Raw genomic sequence first — 15,990 nt, 5'->3', positions numbered from 1 at the left:
CACCATTTCATGGGCTGATGAATATTTTTAAAACCATAGCGATTCTTCCTGTAAGGTTTTATCAACTAGCCATCAGCCCACTTTTAGGCTCTAACTGCCGCTACTCCCCTACTTGCTCTCAATATACTATAGAAGCTATTCAAGAATGGGGCCCAATAAAAGGCATATGGCTGGGCATGAAAAGAATAAGCCGATGCCATCCATGGGGTGGTTGTGGACATGACCCTGTGCCTAAAAATCCTAATAAAAATTAATTAGCTCAAATCTATTTCTTAGCCGCTCAGCTTGCATTTCCCTTGGGTTACCAACAATAATTTACATATTTGTAATACCCTACTAAACTCTACACTGTATGCTAAAAATAGATATGCACACCCATATCATTCCAGAACATATGCCGAATTGGACTGAAAAATTCGGGTATGGAGACTTCATCTATTTACAGCATCACATTCAAGGATCTGCCAAAATGATGAAAGGCAATCAGTTTTTTAGAGAAATAAAAGCTAACTGCTGGGATCCTGAACTTAGAAAAAAAGAATACGCTACCTTTAATACTCAGGTACAAGTAATATGTACGATACCCGTAATGTTTTCTTACTGGGCCAAACCCGATCATTGCCTTGACCTTTCTATGTTTCTTAATGACCATATTGCAAGCATTGTAAATGAATACCCTAAAAACTACATTGGTCTGGCCACCTTACCTATGCAAGACACTGACTTGGCCATTGAAGAACTAGAGCGTTGCAAATCATTAGGCCTTCCTGGAATACAAATAGGTAGTAATATCAATGATGAAAATCTAAGCGAAGAAAGATTTTCCCCCATCTTTGAAGCTTGCCAAGAGCTAGATATGGCCGTAATGGTACACCCTTGGAATATGATGGGTATGTCTAGCATGAGTAAATACTGGCTTCCATGGCTTGTGGGCATGCCAGCAGAAACTTCGCGCGCCATATGCTCACTTATCTTCTCCGGCACAATGGAGCGCTTACCAAACTTAAGGTTCAACTTTGTACACGCCAGTGGATCATTCCTATCTACCATAGGCCGCATAGAACACGGCTTCAACTGCCGTCCTGATTTGGTGGCCATTGATAATAATGTCAACCCCAGAAACTATTTAGGTAAATTTTGGGTAGATTGCATCACTCATGATGCTAAAATGCTAGACTATGTACTTGATATACAAGGATCAAAAAGAGTAACATTGGGATCTGACTACCCCTTTCCTTTAGGAGATTTGGAGATTGGCAAGTTTATTGAAGACATGAATCTACCTAAAGAAACCGTTGAAGATATTTTTTGCAATGCTACTTTAGAATGGCTTAATTTAGACAAGACAAATTACATTAATGAATAAGTTACTTTTTTTTGTTGCGCTCATATTTTTTACCACACCACTATTTGCACAGCTAACTCAAGAAGAGAAAATTCAGCAGCAAATTATGGATCAAAAACAAGCAGAGCATGCGCGAGTAATGCGAGTTATGGATGAGGGTGTTGACCTGATGGAAAATCAGGAGTATGAAGCCGCCAACGAAAAATTCAAGTACGTGCTTAAAAATTCAAAAGTAGTACCTTCAGACTTATGCTTTTACTTCGGCAAAAACTCTTACTATTTAGGCAAGTATCGACAAAGTATTGATTGGCTAAACAAATATGTAGAACTAAAGGGAACCAAAGGCTCGCATTATGATGAGACAGCTGAATATTTAGAAAAGTCGAAAGTAGCATTTGTTGATGTTAAAAAAACTGAGCAAGCTGAAGCACAAGAAATATTAACATCAAATTATGATATTGACTGTGGCCCTTCTGGCAAGGTAATTTGCCCTGTATGCAAAGGAAAAACAGTAATCATTACTAAAGGCTCATTTGGAGATATTTACAAGTCATGCCAATACTGTGACGACCATGGCAACCTTACTTGCGAAGAATACAACAAACTCTTACGTGGCGAATTAGAGCCAAAAAGATAACACGGTTACTTTACTCAAGCAGAATGGATTGGTTATAAAGCATTTTGCATTGTTAATTATTTTTTGAAATGTTAACTTTGCAACTCATTTTTTAACTAAATCATTCTTGCAAAATGATATTACATAATCGAGTAAACGGAAAAGTCCTCAAAAAACAAATCGAAGAAAGCGATATTGAACGAGTTACGCTTTCATTCTACAAATACGTTAAACTTCCCAACCCTCAGGAGTTCAGAGATAAACTTTATGTAGATTACACCAAACTAGGTGTATTAGGTAGAATCTATGTTGCCAATGAAGGCGTTAATGCGCAAATCAGTGTTCCTAAAGAGAACTTAGAAAACTACGAAGCATACATGAATATGTCTGCTGAATTAAACGGTGCGCACCTTAACATTGCTATAGATGATGACGGCAAATCATTCTTCAAACTTAAAATTCAGGTACGTAAAAAAATACTAGCTGATGGCTTGGAAGATGATTCGTTTGATGTTACCGACAAAGGAGTTCACCTAACAGCAGAAGAGTTTAACAAGTTGGCTGAAGACCCGAATACGATTTTACTCGATATGAGAAATCACTACGAAACAGAGGTAGGCCATTTTAAAAACGCCATAACACCCGATGTTGATACTTTCCGCGAGTCTCTTCCTATTATTGAAGAAATGCTGGAAGAAAATAAAGACAAGAACTTATTGATGTATTGCACAGGAGGCATCCGCTGTGAAAAAGCAAGTGCCTACTACAAGCACAGAGGTTTTAAAAATGTATTTCAACTAAAAGGGGGAATCATTGAATACGCTCGTCAGGTAAATGACCAGAACTTAGAAAATAAATTCATAGGTAAAAACTTTGTTTTTGACGAACGTCTGGGCGAACGAATTTCTGAAGATATCATTAGCAATTGTCATCAGTGTGGAAAACCTTGTGACGATCATACCAACTGTAAAAACGATGCCTGTCATCTACTATTTATTCAGTGTGATGAGTGTGCGAAAAAATATGAAGGCTGTTGTTCTGATGAATGTGTAGATACTATACATTTACCCGAAGAAGAGCAAAAGAAACTAAGATCGGGTCGTAATTTAGGAAGACAAGTATTTAAAAAAGGTAGATCAGAAAAACTCACTTTTAAGAAATGAGCAAAGCCCGAATAGGAATTATTAATGTTTCTGATAGAGCAAGCCAAGGAATTTATGAAGATATTCCGGGTAAAGCTATAGTAGAAACATTAAACGAATATATAACTTCAGAGTGGGAAAGCGAATATGCGGTAATACCCGATGAGCAAGATCAACTCGAAGCAAAAATGAAAGAAATGGCAGACGAAAAGAATTGCTGCTTAATTATTACTTCTGGGGGAACAGGACCTGCAAAAAGAGATGTTACTCCAGAAGCAACAGAAGCCGTTTGTCAGAAGATGATGCCCGGCTTTGGTGAGTTAATGCGAACAGAAAGCTTGAAATATGTGCCTACAGCCATACTATCAAGACAAACTGCGGGAATAAGAAACAATACCTTAATTGTAAATTTACCCGGCAAGCCAAAAGCTATTAGACAATGCCTAGATGCTGTTTTTCCAGCCATACCCTATTGCATTGATCTTATAGAAGGGCCATTTATTGAATGTGATAACCAGGTAGTGAAAATTTTCAGACCTAAATAATATTATGGCACGCATAAAATACTATTACGATACAGAAACCTGTAAATACGAAAGAGTAAAAGTTAAAAAACAGGATATTATCTTAAACCTATTGGGGTTGAGTTCTCTGGTCGTGGCAGTTGCAGTTGGCTTATTAATGTTATACAATAGTTATTTCGAATCTCCAAAAGAAGTGATGCTCAAACATGAAGTTTCTGAGCTAGAGTTCTTTTACGAGAATTTAAACGAAGAAGTAACAAAACTTAACCAAATACTAAATGCTCTTGAAAAGAGAGATGACGATGTATACCGTGTTGTACTAGGGGCAGAACCTATCGATGCATCTATCAGAGATGCTGGAATAGGTGGCGTTGACAGGTATAAAGAAATTAAAAATAAAAAAATAAAACATAAAGAAACGATTATTGCTCTTAACGAAGAAGTAGATAAACTTCGAAGGAAAATATATATCCAATCTAAGAGCTATGATGACATACTAGATATGGCCGAAAGCAAAGCTAAAATGATAGCTGCTATACCGGCCATTCAGCCTATCTCCAACAAAAAGCTAATTAGAATTGCTTCTGGATTTGGTTATAGGATACACCCAATTTATAAAGTAAAGAAGTTGCATACTGGCATTGACTTCTCAGCGCCAATAGGCACCCCTATTTATGCCACTGCTGATGGTGTAGTTTCTGAAACACAAATTAGCTTTGGTGGATATGGCAAGCACATTGAAATAGATCATGGGTTTGGGTATAAAACTCATTATGCTCATATGCACGAATTTATAGTGAAAGAGGGGCAGAAAGTTAAAAGAGGGCAAATGATAGGTTATGTAGGTAACACAGGAGTCAGCACAGCGCCTCACCTACATTATGAAGTAATAAAAAACGATAAAAAGATCAACCCTATACATTACTTCTTCAATGATTTAAATGCCAAAGAATACGAAAAAGTGATAGAATTAGCCTCTATAGAAAACCAATCACTTGGAATGTAACATAAAATTAATATTAAAAATAATTGTCTAGTTCAAAACTATTGTATTACTTAGCGGCATAAGAAGAAAAAAATGACTTTCATAGCAACTACATATCATCACCACCACCATCATTTCAACATCGATCTGATGCATGGGAGATATATGTTTTAGCGTAAATAAAATATTAAACGAAAAACAAAAAAGGCTTACCGTGCGGTAAGCCTTTTTTGTTTTTATACCACTAATAATCATGACCAAGAAAATTAGAATTGCCATTCAAAAATCAGGAAGACTACAAGAGCAGTCGGTAAAACTATTAAAAGAGTGTGGACTTAGTTTTAGCAATGGCCCCAACAGACTTAAAGCTTCTTGCTACAGCTTTCCTGCCGAAATACTTTTCTTAAGAGATGACGATATACCTCAGTATGTAGAAGATGGAGTGGCAGATGTAGGCATTGTAGGTGAAAATGTGTATATAGAAAAACAAAAAGAGATAACCGTAATTGAAAAATTAGATTTTTCCAAGTGTCGTCTCAGCATTGCCATCCCCAGAGAAAAAGAATATGCAGGCACAGCATCTCTAAACGGCAAAAAAATTGCCACCTCCTACCCTAATATTGTTAAGCAGTTCTTGAAAGAAAAAAACATTGAAGCCGAGATACACGAAATTAGTGGATCAGTAGAAATTGCTCCTGGCATTGGTTTAGCAGAGGCTATTGTTGACATAGTGAGTACTGGAAGTACCCTACTCAGCAACGGCCTCAAAGAAGTGGAAACCGTAATGAAATCAGAGGCCGTACTAGTATCTACCAAAACGCTAGATCCTGAGATTCAGCAACTACTGAACAAACTCATATTCAGAATTAAAGCAGTAAATACCGCTAAAAACAATAAATATTTATTACTCAACACTCCTAATGAATCTATAGATGCCATTACTGCAGTATTACCAGGAATGAAGAGTCCTACGGTAACACCCCTTCAACAAGAAGGCTGGTCTTCTTTACATTCGGTAATCAACGAAAATGACTTCTGGGAGATCATTGATCAACTAAAGGACTTGGGTGCGCAAGGGATTTTGGTAGTACCTATTGAAAAAATGATTATCTAATTTAAGAAGCCTACAACATGAATATTATAAAATATCCTACCCAGAACGAGCTGAAGGAAATACTAAAAAGGCCAGTTTTTGAAACGGACTTCTTAGAAAGCACTGTTAAAAACATCATCACGCGAGTACAAAAAGGTGGAGATTTAACACTTCTCGAATTCAACGAAAAATTCGACAAAGCAAAACTAGATACACTTGCTGTTACCGAAGAAGAAATAAAAGAAGCTTCTGAACAGATTTCTGATGAACTAAAGGCAGCGATAGAGACTGCAGCCTCAAATATCAGAAAGTTTCATGAAAGCCAGAAAAGAGCCGAGCAGCCTCTTGAAACTTCTGTGGGAGTAAAATGCTGGAGAAAAGCCGTAGCCATCGAGAAAGTAGGTATTTATATCCCAGGCGGAACGGCACCTTTATTTTCAACGGTATTGATGTTAGGCATTCCTGCTACAATAGCTGGCAGTAAAGAAATAGTGCTTTGCACTCCACCTTCGGCTGATGGAACAGTGGCACCGGCTATTCTATTCACAGCGGCACTTGTTGGAGTAAGCAAAATATTCAAAGTTGGGGGTGCACAGGCAGTAGCCGCTATGGCTTATGGCACTGAAAGCATTCCGCAGGTAGACAAAATATTTGGACCTGGCAATCAATATGTTACCGCAGCAAAACAAATGGTAAGTATGGACGGGGTAGCCATAGACATGCCAGCAGGACCATCAGAACTGGCTGTAATAGCTGACAGCAGCTGCGAGCCTGAGTTTGTTGCCTCCGACTTATTATCTCAAGCAGAGCATGGCAAAGACAGTCAGGTGGTACTTATCTCTCCAGATGAAAACACCATAGATAACATCATAAAAGCTATTGAAGATCAGTTAGAAGATTTACCTAGAAACGAAATTGCTAAAGAGAGCCTAAAAAATAGTAAGTTCATATTGGTAAAGGACATTGAAGAAGCTATGGCCGTGAGCAATGCTTACGCTCCTGAGCACCTCATCTTGGCCACCAATGATGCTCCACAGCTTGCTGAAAAAGTAGTAAATGCAGGTTCTGTTTTTATTGGCAATTATAGTCCGGAATCTGCCGGAGACTATGCTTCAGGAACCAACCATACTTTACCTACTAATGGAGCAGCCAGAGCATACAGCGGTGTATCCTTAGACAGCTTCATGAAACAAATTACTTTCCAGCAGGTATCTGAGGAAGGCATTAAAAATCTTGGACCAGCCATAGAAGCCATGGCAGAAGCAGAATTACTTCAGGCTCACAAAAATGCTGTTACCTTAAGGTTAAAAAAACTAGGCGCTTAATTCTATGAACATACAAAATTTAGTTCGAAGCAATATTCAGGCTCTTCTCCCCTATTCATCTGCCAGAGATGAATTTACCGGCAATGGTGAGGTATTCCTAGATGCCAACGAAAACCCCTTTGAGACCGAGGTAAACCGGTACCCGGATCCTTATCAGCGGGCTATCAAGGAAAAGCTAGCTCCTATAAAAGGTATTTTACCCAATCAAATATTCTTGGGGAATGGAAGTGATGAAGCCATTGATCTGATCATAAGAATTTTCTGCGAACCTGGCTTAGATAAAATCATTATCTCTGATCCTAGTTATGGCATGTATCAGGTGTCAGCTGGCATTAACAATGTGGGGGTAATTAAAGTACAACTGAGTGATCAATTTGAATTCTCAGCCGGTGAGATGCTAAAGGCTGTAGACTCAGAGACTAAAGTAGCATTTATTTGCTCTCCAAATAATCCCTCAGGAAACGCACTCAATATTAGTGAAATTGAAAAATTCATCAGCGATTTTCAGGGAATCGTGGTTGTAGATGAGGCTTACATTGATTTTTCACGCTCTACCAGTTTCATCCAAAAATTAGAGGCTTATCCTAATCTCATTGTCATGCAAACATTTTCCAAAGCTTGGGGCATGGCTGGCCTAAGGTTAGGAATGGCTTTCGCTTCAGAAGAAATTATAAGCTTGTTCAATAAAGTAAAGCCTCCGTACAACATCAACACACTTACTCAAAAAGCTGCCTTAGAGGCTTTGAATAATGAGGACAAGGTAAAGCAAGAAATACAAATAATCTTGGAACAACGAGCTTGGCTACAAGAGCAACTCAGTTCTCTTTCAATAACTGAACTCATATTTCCATCCGATAGCAATTTCCTGCTGGTTAAATTTCAAAATGCCAAAGGACTGTTTGACTACCTGATTGAAAAAGAGATCATAGTTAGAGACCGCAGAAAAGTGCGCTTTGGAGACAATTGTCTGAGAATTACCGTTGGTACAGCCGAAGAAAACAAAAAACTAATCACCGCCATTAAAGATTACATGTTATGAAGAAAGCCTTGTTTATAGATAGAGATGGAACCCTCATTCTTGAACCAGAAGATGAGCAAATTGACAGCCTTGAAAAACTGGAATACTACCCTGGCGTTTTCACTTGGCTAGGTAAAATCTGTCGTGAAATGGACTATGAGCTGGTGATGGTGACTAACCAGGATGGCTTGGGAACTCATACTTTTCCTGAAGACACTTTCTGGCCGGCACATAACCGCATGCTTGAAACCCTGAAAAATGAAGGGATAGTGTTCAAAGATATTATCATAGACCGAACCAGGCCAGAGGATAACCAGCCCACAAGGAAACCAGGAACAGCTTTGCTTGGCAAATACACTGGCGGTGGGTATGATTTAGAAAAATCTTTCACCATTGGCGATAGAATTACAGATGTAGTATTAGCCAAAAACCTGGGTGCTCAAGGAATTTTCATCAATAATGGCAGCCTGCAACATCAAATAAAAGAGTTTGATGTAGAAGCTAATTGCGCACTAGTAACTACCAGCTGGCAAGCTATTTACGAATTATTGCAAGAAAAGCCCCGACAGGCCAGCATCACCCGTACCACCAAAGAAACTGATATTGCTATTACCGTAAACCTGGATGGAAGCGGCAGAAGTGAGATAAGCACTGGCATCGACTTCTTTGATCATATGCTAGAGCAAATAGCTAAACATGGCCTTGTGGATCTGAACATAAAAGTAAATGGCGATTTGAATGTAGATGAACATCATACCATTGAAGACACAGCCATTGCACTTGGAGAAGCATTCATTCAGGCACTAGGTAGCAAAAAAGGCATTGAACGCTATGGCTTTTGCTTACCCATGGACGATGTTTTAGCACAAGTGGCCATCGACTTTGGAGGCAGAAACTGGATCGTTTGGGAGGCTGAATTTAATCGGGAAATGGTTGGAAAAATGCCTACAGAAATGTTCTACCACTTCTTCAAATCCTTTTCTGATGCCGCCAAGTGTAACCTTAACATAAAAGTAGAGGGTGATAATGAGCATCATAAAATTGAAGGCATTTTTAAAGCATTTGCCAAAGCCATAAAAATGGCAGTAAAGAAAGACAAAGACAATTTTCAACTTCCGAGCACCAAAGGTGTTTTGTAAATGATAAAATCATGCAAATAGCCATAATAAAATATAACGCAGGAAACACACAATCAGTCATCTATGCACTGGAAAGGCTGGGCATTACTCCTATTCTCACCAATGATTTTGATGAGATTCGCTCTGCCGACAAGGTGATTTTCCCTGGTGTAGGGGAAGCCAGCTCTACTATGAAGCACCTTCAGGAAATGAAGTTAGATGAGCTAATACCTTCCCTAAAGCAACCCGTTTTGGGCATATGCCTGGGCATGCAGCTCATGTGCCGTCACTCCGAGGAAAATGATGTAGACTGCCTTAAAATATTTGATTGTGAGGTGAAAAAATTCCCCACAAACCAGGGAGAAAAAGTACCTCACATGGGCTGGAATACACTTTACAATACTTCTCACCCATGGATTGATAATGACGTAGCGGATAAGCATGTATATTTTGTACACAGTTATTATGTACCTGTAGTGAATGAAACCGTAGCCACTTGCGACTACATTCTACCATTTAGTGCGGCACTACAAAAGGATAATTTTTATGCCACACAGTTTCACCCTGAAAAATCAGCGGTACAAGGGGCTAAAATTATAGAAGATTTTATAAAGTTATAAACTGGTATAGTCGTTTGTAAGAATGCAAACGAGGGCTTTAATGCCTTAAAACAAAAATAAAACATGAAAATAATACCTGCGATAGATATCATTGATGGCAAGTGCGTACGACTAACACAAGGCGACTATGATCAAAAGAAAATATACAATGAAGACCCCTTAGAAGTGGCTAAATCCTTTGAGGGAGAAAACCTTAAATACCTTCATTTGGTAGACCTTGATGGCGCCAAAGCAGGAAAGGTAATCAACTTAAAAGTATTAGAAAAGATAGCTTCAAACACCTCTCTGGAAATAGATTTTGGTGGCGGTATTAAGTCTGATGATGACATTGAGAACGTATTTAATAGCGGTGCATCTAAAGTGACATGCGGGAGTATTGCGGTAAAAAACCCCAATAAGGTCTCAGAATGGTTGGAGAAATACGGCCCTAACAAGCTTATTTTAGGTGCAGATGTTAAAGACAAGATGATATCTGTGAGCGGTTGGACTGAACAGACTACTCTTTCCATAGAAGATCTGCTTCATAAATACCTTGATGACGGACTGCAAGAGGTAATATGCACAGATATAGCCACAGATGGCATGCTGACAGGTCCAAACATTGCCTTATATCGAGAGCTCATTAATATTTTTCCAAGCATAAAACTCATAGCCAGTGGTGGTGTTAGTGGCATGAACGATCTGCACGAATTAAGAGAAGCAGGATGTGAAGGAGCAATTTTAGGAAAGGCGATTTATGAAGGAAAAGTTACTTTGAGAGAATTAAACGAATTTCAAAATGCTTAAAAAGAGAATTATTCCCTGTCTGGATATCAAAAACGGACGCACAGTAAAAGGCGTTAACTTTGTAAATATCAGAGATGCCGGAGACCCTGTAGAGCTGGGAGCACTTTATGCTGAACAGGGCGCTGATGAATTGGTTTTCCTGGATATAACAGCTACGAATGAAGGCAGGAAGACGTTTAAAGAACTGGTAAAAGACATCGCCAAACACTTGAATATTCCTTTTACAGTAGGTGGTGGCATTAGCCATGTAGAAGATGTAGCCCCCCTACTCTATGCTGGGGCAGATAAAGTATCCATTAACTCTAGTGCGGTAAAAAGGCCCGAGTTAATTGACGAATTAGTGGCAGAGTTTGGCAGCCAGTGCATAGTGGCTGCTCTGGATGCACGCTTTGTTGATGGCAAATGGATTATTCATACTCATGGAGGCTCCAAACCCACTGAAAAAGAACTATTCTCGTGGGCCAAAGAAGTAGAAGCCCGTGGCGCAGGAGAAATACTATTCACCAGCATGGATCATGACGGCACCAAAAAGGGATTTGCCAATGAAGCTCTGAGCAAGATGGCCAGTGAGGTGAGTATTCCTATCATTGCTTCTGGAGGCGCAGGTAATATGCCTCATTTTAAAGATGTGTTTGAAAATGGAAAAGCTGATGCCGCATTGGCAGCAAGCATTTTTCATTTTAAAGAAATAGGAATACAAGAATTAAAAAGTTACTTAAGAGAAAATAATATAGCGGTAAGATAAATGGACAATCTACAACCAGACTTTGAAAAACAAAACGGGCTAATACCCGCAGTAATACAAGATTTTTATACTAAAAAAGTGCTTATGTTGGGGTTCATGAATAACGAAGCCTTTCAGAAGACACAAACAGAAAACAGAGTAACCTTCTTTAGTAGAACCAAAAACAGGCTATGGACTAAAGGCGAGACTAGCGGTAATTTTTTGGAGGTAAAATCCATGGAGTTAGATTGTGATAATGATACGGTGTTAATTCAGGCTGTTCCCGTTGGCCCTGTTTGTCATACCGGCACTGACACTTGTTTTGGAGAAAAAACAAACACTTCCACTGACCTGGGATTTCTTGAGGATACTATTCAAGAGAGAAAGAATAATCCGAAAGAAGGCTCTTATACTAACTCACTACTGAACAGAGGCATAAACAAAGTAGCTCAGAAAGTAGGTGAAGAAGCGGTAGAGCTTGTGATAGAGGCAAAAGATAATGATCGAAACCTATTCCTAAATGAAGCGGCAGACCTTATGTACCATTATTTAGTACTCTTAGCAGCCAAAGATTTTACATTAAACGATGTTATTGAAGTACTGAAAGAAAGACATAGCTAATACCCCTTGAATCATAATGTCAGGAGGATTACAACATTTTGGTTATAATAAGCCTATCCTTACATTAAAGAGATTTCAATGGCTAAAGAGACAATAATCGGTGGGTATCCTTTCATTTCCTATGAAAAAGAAACGTATGAAGAGAAAGAGGTACTGGTAAAAAGTAAACTATTTTATAAATGGCTAAATAAGCGAAGAACTGTTAGAGAATTCTCTGACCGGCCTATTCCAAAGGAGGTAATGGAAAACATTATTCTTAGCGCCTCCACCGCACCGTCTGGAGCCCATAAGCAGCCGTGGACCTTCTGTGTGGTGGGTAATTCTAATTTGAAAAAACAAATTAGGATGGCCGCTGAAAAAGAAGAAAAGGAAAGCTATGAAAACCGCATGAGTAAAGAATGGCTGCAAGACCTAAAACCATTGCAAACTAGCTGGGAAAAATCATTTTTAGAAATAGCTCCGTACCTGATTGTTGTTTTTAAAAAAGTTTATGATTTAACAGAAGATGGCTCAAAAAAGACCAATTACTATGTTAATGAATCAGTGGGTTTAGCATGTGGTTTTCTATTGGCAGCTATTCATAACGCAGGCCTGGTAGCACTTACCCATACCCCCAGCCCCATGAACTTCCTTGCCCACTTGCTACAAAGGCCTTCAAACGAACGTCCATTTTTATTAATTCCTATTGGCTACCCATGTTCCGAGACTTTTGTACCAGACATACACAGAAAGAAGATTGAAGAAGTGAGCGTTTTTTATGATTGATGCTCGAGCTTGAATTTTAATGCTTGCAACAATCTTCCTTCAAAATCACCAATAATACTTCTCGCCCAAAAACTGGCGTACCAGTTCATTTTGGATTTTATTAAGTATTGAATCAATTTTTACAATGGTAAATCAATATCATTTAACGTTAACTATCGAAGATTAAACACCTATAATGCCTTTCAAATAATACTTAATTGACGGACAAAATAGTTTACTTATATTAAGCCTTATTAAAAGTTCACAATCTATGAAACCAACTCCACTTTACTGTTTTGTATTTCTAATTCTTGTGATTACAGCCTGTAATTCAAAAAAAGAAGTAGACAAAGAAGCTCAAGACAGACCTGAAATCTCTCAAATTTATGAAGACTACTATCAGGAAAGGTTAAAGTTTTATCCCTTGGAAGCTACCTCTGCCGGAGATAGCAGGTATAACGACACTCTACCTAACAACATCTCACAGGCGTATTTATCTCAGCTAAAAGATTTTTACTCCAGCTATCAGGATAAATTAAAAGCTTATAGTGAGGACTCCTTGTCGGACATGGACCGTCTAAGCTATGATATTCTAAACTGGGAATGTAATATCAATCTAGAAGGCCTTAAGTATCCTACTGAACTTACTCCGTTAGACCAGTTTTGGAGCATGCACATTATGATTGGGCAGTATGCCAGCGGAGCATCGGCCCAACCGTTCAAAACCGAAGAAGATTATGATAATTGGCTGAAAAGGATAGAAGACTTCACCGTATGGTGTGATACAGCCATAGTAAATATGAAAAAAGGGATGAAAACCGGCTGGGTACTACCCGCAGCTCTGACCCAAAAAGTAATTCCACAAATGGCTGATCTTGACCATGGGCCTACTGAGAGTCACCTTTTCTATTCCCCTGCAAAGAACTTTCCGGAAAGCTTCAATGATGAAACCAAAGACAATTTAGCCGAGAAATATAAGTCAATGGTAGAAAATGAAATCATCCCTACCTTCAAAAAGCTGCATGAGTTTTTAGAAAATGAATACCTCCCTGCTAGTAGAACTACAGCAGGAGCTTCCGGCCTGCCAAATGGAAATGAATACTACAGCTACCGAATAAAACAATACACTACAACCACTCTTAGCGCTGACTCCATTTTTAATTTGGGTATGAGCGAAGTAAAGAGAATATCCGGAGAGATGGAAAAAATAAAAGAGGAAGTAGGTTTTAAAGGGGATCTAAAAGCGTTTTTCGACCATGTGCGATCAAACAAAGATCTTATGCCCTATGACACCGCCTCTCAGGTGATAGCGCATTTCAATGACATTTATACTACTATGAAGCCTCATCTTAAGGATCTTTTTGATCTGGTACCTAAAACTCCATTTGAAGTAAGAAGAACAGAGGCCTTTAGAGAAGCTTCTGCCAGCGCTGAATATAATCAAGGCTCCTTAGATGGTACTCGTCCGGGGATTTTCTATGTGCCTGTGCCAGATGCTGCCACCTATAATGTATTCTCTGACGAATCATTATTCCTACATGAAGCTATTCCAGGACATCACTATCAGATTTGCTTACAACAGGAAAACACAGCCCTTCCTGAATTCAGAAAAACACTTTGGTACAGCGCATACGGTGAAGGCTGGGCTCTTTATAGCGAATCTTTAGGAAAGGAACTTGGGCTTTACAAAGATCCCTACCAGCACTTTGGTATGCTAAGCGCAGAAATGCACAGAGCCATTCGCCTGGTTGTAGATGCAGGCATGCACTCCAAAGGCTGGAGCCGAGAAAAGGCTATTCAATTTTCATTGGATAATGAAGCTGAATCAGAAGCAAGCATAACTTCGGAAATTGAAAGATACATGGCTATGCCCGGACAGGCTCTATCTTATAAAATGGGCCAGCTTACTATATGGGAACTTAGAGATAAGGCACACGCAACATTGGGCGATAAATTTGATGTGAAAGCATTCCATAAGAAAGTGCTAGAGTCTGGCTGCCTTCCACTAGCTTTGCTTGAAAAGAAAATCAACCGCTGGATTGACACTGAAAATAATAAGTAAAAAATTAACAGCGTTCTTAAATTGAGGGAGAAATCCCTCTTAAACTACTTTTTATGAAAAATAGCATTTTTAAGACTGGAACACATTCCTCTTCTACTCACTTGTGGCTACTGGTGCTACGTATCACCATTGGCACACTTATGCTTACACATGGCCTACCTAAACTTCAAACATTACTAAGTGGTGGAGAAATACAATTTTTTGATTGGATGGGATTAGGCGCAACCACTTCACTGGTGTTAGCAGTATTTGCAGAAGTTATTTGCTCTATACTTATAATCTTAGGGCTTGGTACTAGGCTAGCTGTCATCCCGTTAATAATCACTATGCTTGTTGCAATATTCATCATTCATGCTAATGACGCATTTGGAAAACAAGAATTCCCACTACTTTATGCACTAATTTACTTCAACTTGCTTATTCTTGGTAGCGGAAAGTTTTCAATAGATAAGATAATTGAAAAAAGGTAATACTTTATAAATAGTGGAATTTAGCTAAATTTGCGATCCAATATTGTATTCATAGATATCAAAAAAACATAAATAATTATGGGAAGAGCTTTCGAATACCGAAGAGCGGCCAAAGAAAAGCGCTGGGACAAAATGTCCAAATTATTTCCAAAATTAGCCAAAGCAATTACCGTAGCGGCAAAAGAGGGTGGTACTGATCCTGAGATGAATGCCAAGTTAAGAACGGCTATCCAAAATGCTAAGGCGGAGAACATGCCTAAAGACAACATCGAAGCTGCTATTAAAAGAGCAGACGGAAAGGATGCTGACGAGTATGTAGAAGTAAACTATGAAGGGAAGGGCCCTCATGGCGTTTTGGTTTTTGTGGAATGTGCTACAGACAATACTACCAGAACTGTTGCTAACGTAAAATCTTACTTCAACAAAGCAGGCGGGGGACTAGTACCTACTGGTTCGTTAGAGTTTATGTTCAACAGAAATGCCGTTTTTGAATTTGAAAAAACTGAAGGCATGGATGTAGAAGAGCTAGAACTAGAGTTAATAGACGCTGGCATGGAGGAAATAGAAGAAAAAGACGATAAGGTTTTTGTATACGGAGATTATACCAACTTCGGCACTATTTCTAAAGCTTTGGAAGATTTAAATATCGAAGTTTCGAAAGCTACGCTCGAGCGTTTTCCAACTACTCCTGTAGAATTTACAGAAGAGCAAATGGAAGAAATTGAGAAAATGCTTGATAAAATAGAAGACGATGACGATGTTCAAGCTGTATTCACCAATATTGGCTAATTAATAAT

The 15,990-nt window shown here is 38.8% G+C and carries 18 protein-coding genes; all 18 read left to right on the top strand.

Going from position 1 to position 15,990, the window contains the following annotated elements; all coding sequences use genetic code 11:
• The first annotated feature begins 17 nt into the window (after positions 1-17).
• The 18 genes from yidD to ACXACQ_RS12890 all read left to right on the top strand — a co-directional run bounded on the left by yidD (position 18) and on the right by ACXACQ_RS12890 (position 15,982).
• Entirely contained in the window at positions 18-254 is a 237-nt protein-coding gene (gene yidD, locus ACXACQ_RS12975) for a membrane protein insertion efficiency factor YidD (RefSeq protein WP_474976374.1), read from the top strand.
• Between the two features lie 98 nt (positions 255-352).
• Positions 353-1,366, top strand: a complete 1,014-nt coding sequence (locus ACXACQ_RS12970; RefSeq protein ID WP_474976373.1) for an amidohydrolase family protein — start codon at positions 353-355, stop codon at positions 1,364-1,366.
• Positions 1,359-1,982, top strand: a complete 624-nt coding sequence (locus ACXACQ_RS12965; RefSeq protein ID WP_474976372.1) for a hypothetical protein — start codon at positions 1,359-1,361, stop codon at positions 1,980-1,982. Before ACXACQ_RS12970 ends, ACXACQ_RS12965 begins: the two co-directional genes overlap by 8 nt.
• 113 nt (positions 1,983-2,095) lie before the next feature.
• Positions 2,096-3,124, top strand: coding sequence for an oxygen-dependent tRNA uridine(34) hydroxylase TrhO (trhO, locus tag ACXACQ_RS12960; RefSeq protein WP_474976371.1), 1,029 nt, complete (start codon positions 2,096-2,098; stop codon positions 3,122-3,124).
• Positions 3,121-3,648, top strand: a complete 528-nt coding sequence (gene mog, locus ACXACQ_RS12955; RefSeq protein ID WP_474976370.1) for a molybdopterin adenylyltransferase — start codon at positions 3,121-3,123, stop codon at positions 3,646-3,648. The genes trhO and mog overlap by 4 nt, the downstream gene beginning before the upstream one ends.
• A 4-nt stretch (positions 3,649-3,652) precedes the next feature.
• Positions 3,653-4,633: a peptidoglycan DD-metalloendopeptidase family protein gene (locus ACXACQ_RS12950; protein WP_474976369.1), complete on the top strand. Its 981-nt coding sequence runs from the start codon at positions 3,653-3,655 to the stop codon at positions 4,631-4,633.
• A 232-nt stretch (positions 4,634-4,865) separates the two neighbouring features.
• On the top strand, positions 4,866-5,726 hold the full coding sequence (hisG, locus tag ACXACQ_RS12945; protein WP_474976368.1) for an ATP phosphoribosyltransferase: 861 nt from the start codon (positions 4,866-4,868) through the stop codon (positions 5,724-5,726).
• A 17-nt stretch (positions 5,727-5,743) separates the two neighbouring features.
• Positions 5,744-7,030 (top strand): histidinol dehydrogenase, encoded by a 1,287-nt coding sequence (gene hisD / locus ACXACQ_RS12940; RefSeq protein WP_474976367.1) that lies wholly within the window; start codon positions 5,744-5,746, stop codon positions 7,028-7,030.
• 4 nt (positions 7,031-7,034) lie between these two features.
• Positions 7,035-8,069, top strand: a complete 1,035-nt coding sequence (hisC, locus tag ACXACQ_RS12935) for a histidinol-phosphate transaminase (protein ID WP_474976366.1) — start codon at positions 7,035-7,037, stop codon at positions 8,067-8,069.
• Positions 8,066-9,187, top strand: coding sequence for a bifunctional histidinol-phosphatase/imidazoleglycerol-phosphate dehydratase HisB (gene hisB / locus ACXACQ_RS12930; protein ID WP_474976365.1), 1,122 nt, complete (start codon positions 8,066-8,068; stop codon positions 9,185-9,187). The genes hisC and hisB overlap by 4 nt, the downstream gene beginning before the upstream one ends.
• A gap of 11 nt (positions 9,188-9,198) precedes the next feature.
• Positions 9,199-9,786, top strand: coding sequence for an imidazole glycerol phosphate synthase subunit HisH (gene hisH / locus ACXACQ_RS12925; RefSeq protein WP_474976364.1), 588 nt, complete (start codon positions 9,199-9,201; stop codon positions 9,784-9,786).
• 63 nt (positions 9,787-9,849) lie between these two features.
• Positions 9,850-10,572 carry a 1-(5-phosphoribosyl)-5-[(5-phosphoribosylamino)methylideneamino]imidazole-4-carboxamide isomerase gene (hisA, locus tag ACXACQ_RS12920; protein WP_474976363.1) on the top strand — a complete coding sequence of 241 codons (723 nt, stop codon included), beginning with the start codon at positions 9,850-9,852 and terminating at the stop codon, positions 10,570-10,572.
• Positions 10,565-11,317: an imidazole glycerol phosphate synthase subunit HisF gene (gene hisF, locus ACXACQ_RS12915; protein WP_474976362.1), complete on the top strand. Its 753-nt coding sequence runs from the start codon at positions 10,565-10,567 to the stop codon at positions 11,315-11,317. Before hisA ends, hisF begins: the two co-directional genes overlap by 8 nt.
• Positions 11,318-11,917, top strand: coding sequence for a bifunctional phosphoribosyl-AMP cyclohydrolase/phosphoribosyl-ATP diphosphatase HisIE (gene hisIE, locus ACXACQ_RS12910; RefSeq protein ID WP_474976361.1), 600 nt, complete (start codon positions 11,318-11,320; stop codon positions 11,915-11,917).
• A 78-nt stretch (positions 11,918-11,995) separates the two neighbouring features.
• Positions 11,996-12,682 (top strand): nitroreductase family protein, encoded by a 687-nt coding sequence (locus tag ACXACQ_RS12905; RefSeq protein ID WP_474976360.1) that lies wholly within the window; start codon positions 11,996-11,998, stop codon positions 12,680-12,682.
• A 250-nt stretch (positions 12,683-12,932) separates the two neighbouring features.
• Complete coding sequence (locus ACXACQ_RS12900; RefSeq protein ID WP_474976359.1) at positions 12,933-14,723, top strand: DUF885 domain-containing protein; 1,791 nt, start codon at positions 12,933-12,935, stop codon at positions 14,721-14,723.
• Between the two features lie 53 nt (positions 14,724-14,776).
• Positions 14,777-15,193, top strand: a complete 417-nt coding sequence (locus ACXACQ_RS12895) for a DoxX family protein (protein ID WP_474976358.1) — start codon at positions 14,777-14,779, stop codon at positions 15,191-15,193.
• Between the two features lie 78 nt (positions 15,194-15,271).
• Positions 15,272-15,982: a YebC/PmpR family DNA-binding transcriptional regulator gene (locus tag ACXACQ_RS12890; RefSeq protein WP_474976357.1), complete on the top strand. Its 711-nt coding sequence runs from the start codon at positions 15,272-15,274 to the stop codon at positions 15,980-15,982.
• The last annotated feature ends 8 nt before the right edge of the window (positions 15,983-15,990 follow it).

The sequence above is a fragment of the Fulvivirga sp. AWR4_260 genome, from assembly GCF_056158185.1.
The sequence above is the reverse complement of the archived record's forward strand: the minus strand, read 5'-3'. Positions and strand labels throughout refer to the sequence as shown.

Bases quoted from the DNA above. Each gene is read 5' to 3' on its own strand.
- yidD (WP_474976374.1), top strand. From the start codon at position 18: ATGAATATTTTTAAAACCATAGCGATTCTTCCTGTAAGGTTTTATCAA.
- ACXACQ_RS12970 (WP_474976373.1), top strand. From the start codon at position 353: ATGCTAAAAATAGATATGCACACCCATATCATTCCAGAACATATGCCG.
- ACXACQ_RS12965 (WP_474976372.1), top strand. From the start codon at position 1,359: ATGAATAAGTTACTTTTTTTTGTTGCGCTCATATTTTTTACCACACCA.
- trhO (WP_474976371.1), top strand. From the start codon at position 2,096: ATGATATTACATAATCGAGTAAACGGAAAAGTCCTCAAAAAACAAATC.
- mog (WP_474976370.1), top strand. From the start codon at position 3,121: ATGAGCAAAGCCCGAATAGGAATTATTAATGTTTCTGATAGAGCAAGC.
- ACXACQ_RS12950 (WP_474976369.1), top strand. From the start codon at position 3,653: ATGGCACGCATAAAATACTATTACGATACAGAAACCTGTAAATACGAA.
- hisG (WP_474976368.1), top strand. From the start codon at position 4,866: ATGACCAAGAAAATTAGAATTGCCATTCAAAAATCAGGAAGACTACAA.
- hisD (WP_474976367.1), top strand. From the start codon at position 5,744: ATGAATATTATAAAATATCCTACCCAGAACGAGCTGAAGGAAATACTA.
- hisC (WP_474976366.1), top strand. From the start codon at position 7,035: ATGAACATACAAAATTTAGTTCGAAGCAATATTCAGGCTCTTCTCCCC.
- hisB (WP_474976365.1), top strand. From the start codon at position 8,066: ATGAAGAAAGCCTTGTTTATAGATAGAGATGGAACCCTCATTCTTGAA.
- hisH (WP_474976364.1), top strand. From the start codon at position 9,199: ATGCAAATAGCCATAATAAAATATAACGCAGGAAACACACAATCAGTC.
- hisA (WP_474976363.1), top strand. From the start codon at position 9,850: ATGAAAATAATACCTGCGATAGATATCATTGATGGCAAGTGCGTACGA.
- hisF (WP_474976362.1), top strand. From the start codon at position 10,565: ATGCTTAAAAAGAGAATTATTCCCTGTCTGGATATCAAAAACGGACGC.
- hisIE (WP_474976361.1), top strand. From the start codon at position 11,318: ATGGACAATCTACAACCAGACTTTGAAAAACAAAACGGGCTAATACCC.
- ACXACQ_RS12905 (WP_474976360.1), top strand. From the start codon at position 11,996: ATGGCTAAAGAGACAATAATCGGTGGGTATCCTTTCATTTCCTATGAA.
- ACXACQ_RS12900 (WP_474976359.1), top strand. From the start codon at position 12,933: ATGAAACCAACTCCACTTTACTGTTTTGTATTTCTAATTCTTGTGATT.
- ACXACQ_RS12895 (WP_474976358.1), top strand. From the start codon at position 14,777: ATGAAAAATAGCATTTTTAAGACTGGAACACATTCCTCTTCTACTCAC.
- ACXACQ_RS12890 (WP_474976357.1), top strand. From the start codon at position 15,272: ATGGGAAGAGCTTTCGAATACCGAAGAGCGGCCAAAGAAAAGCGCTGG.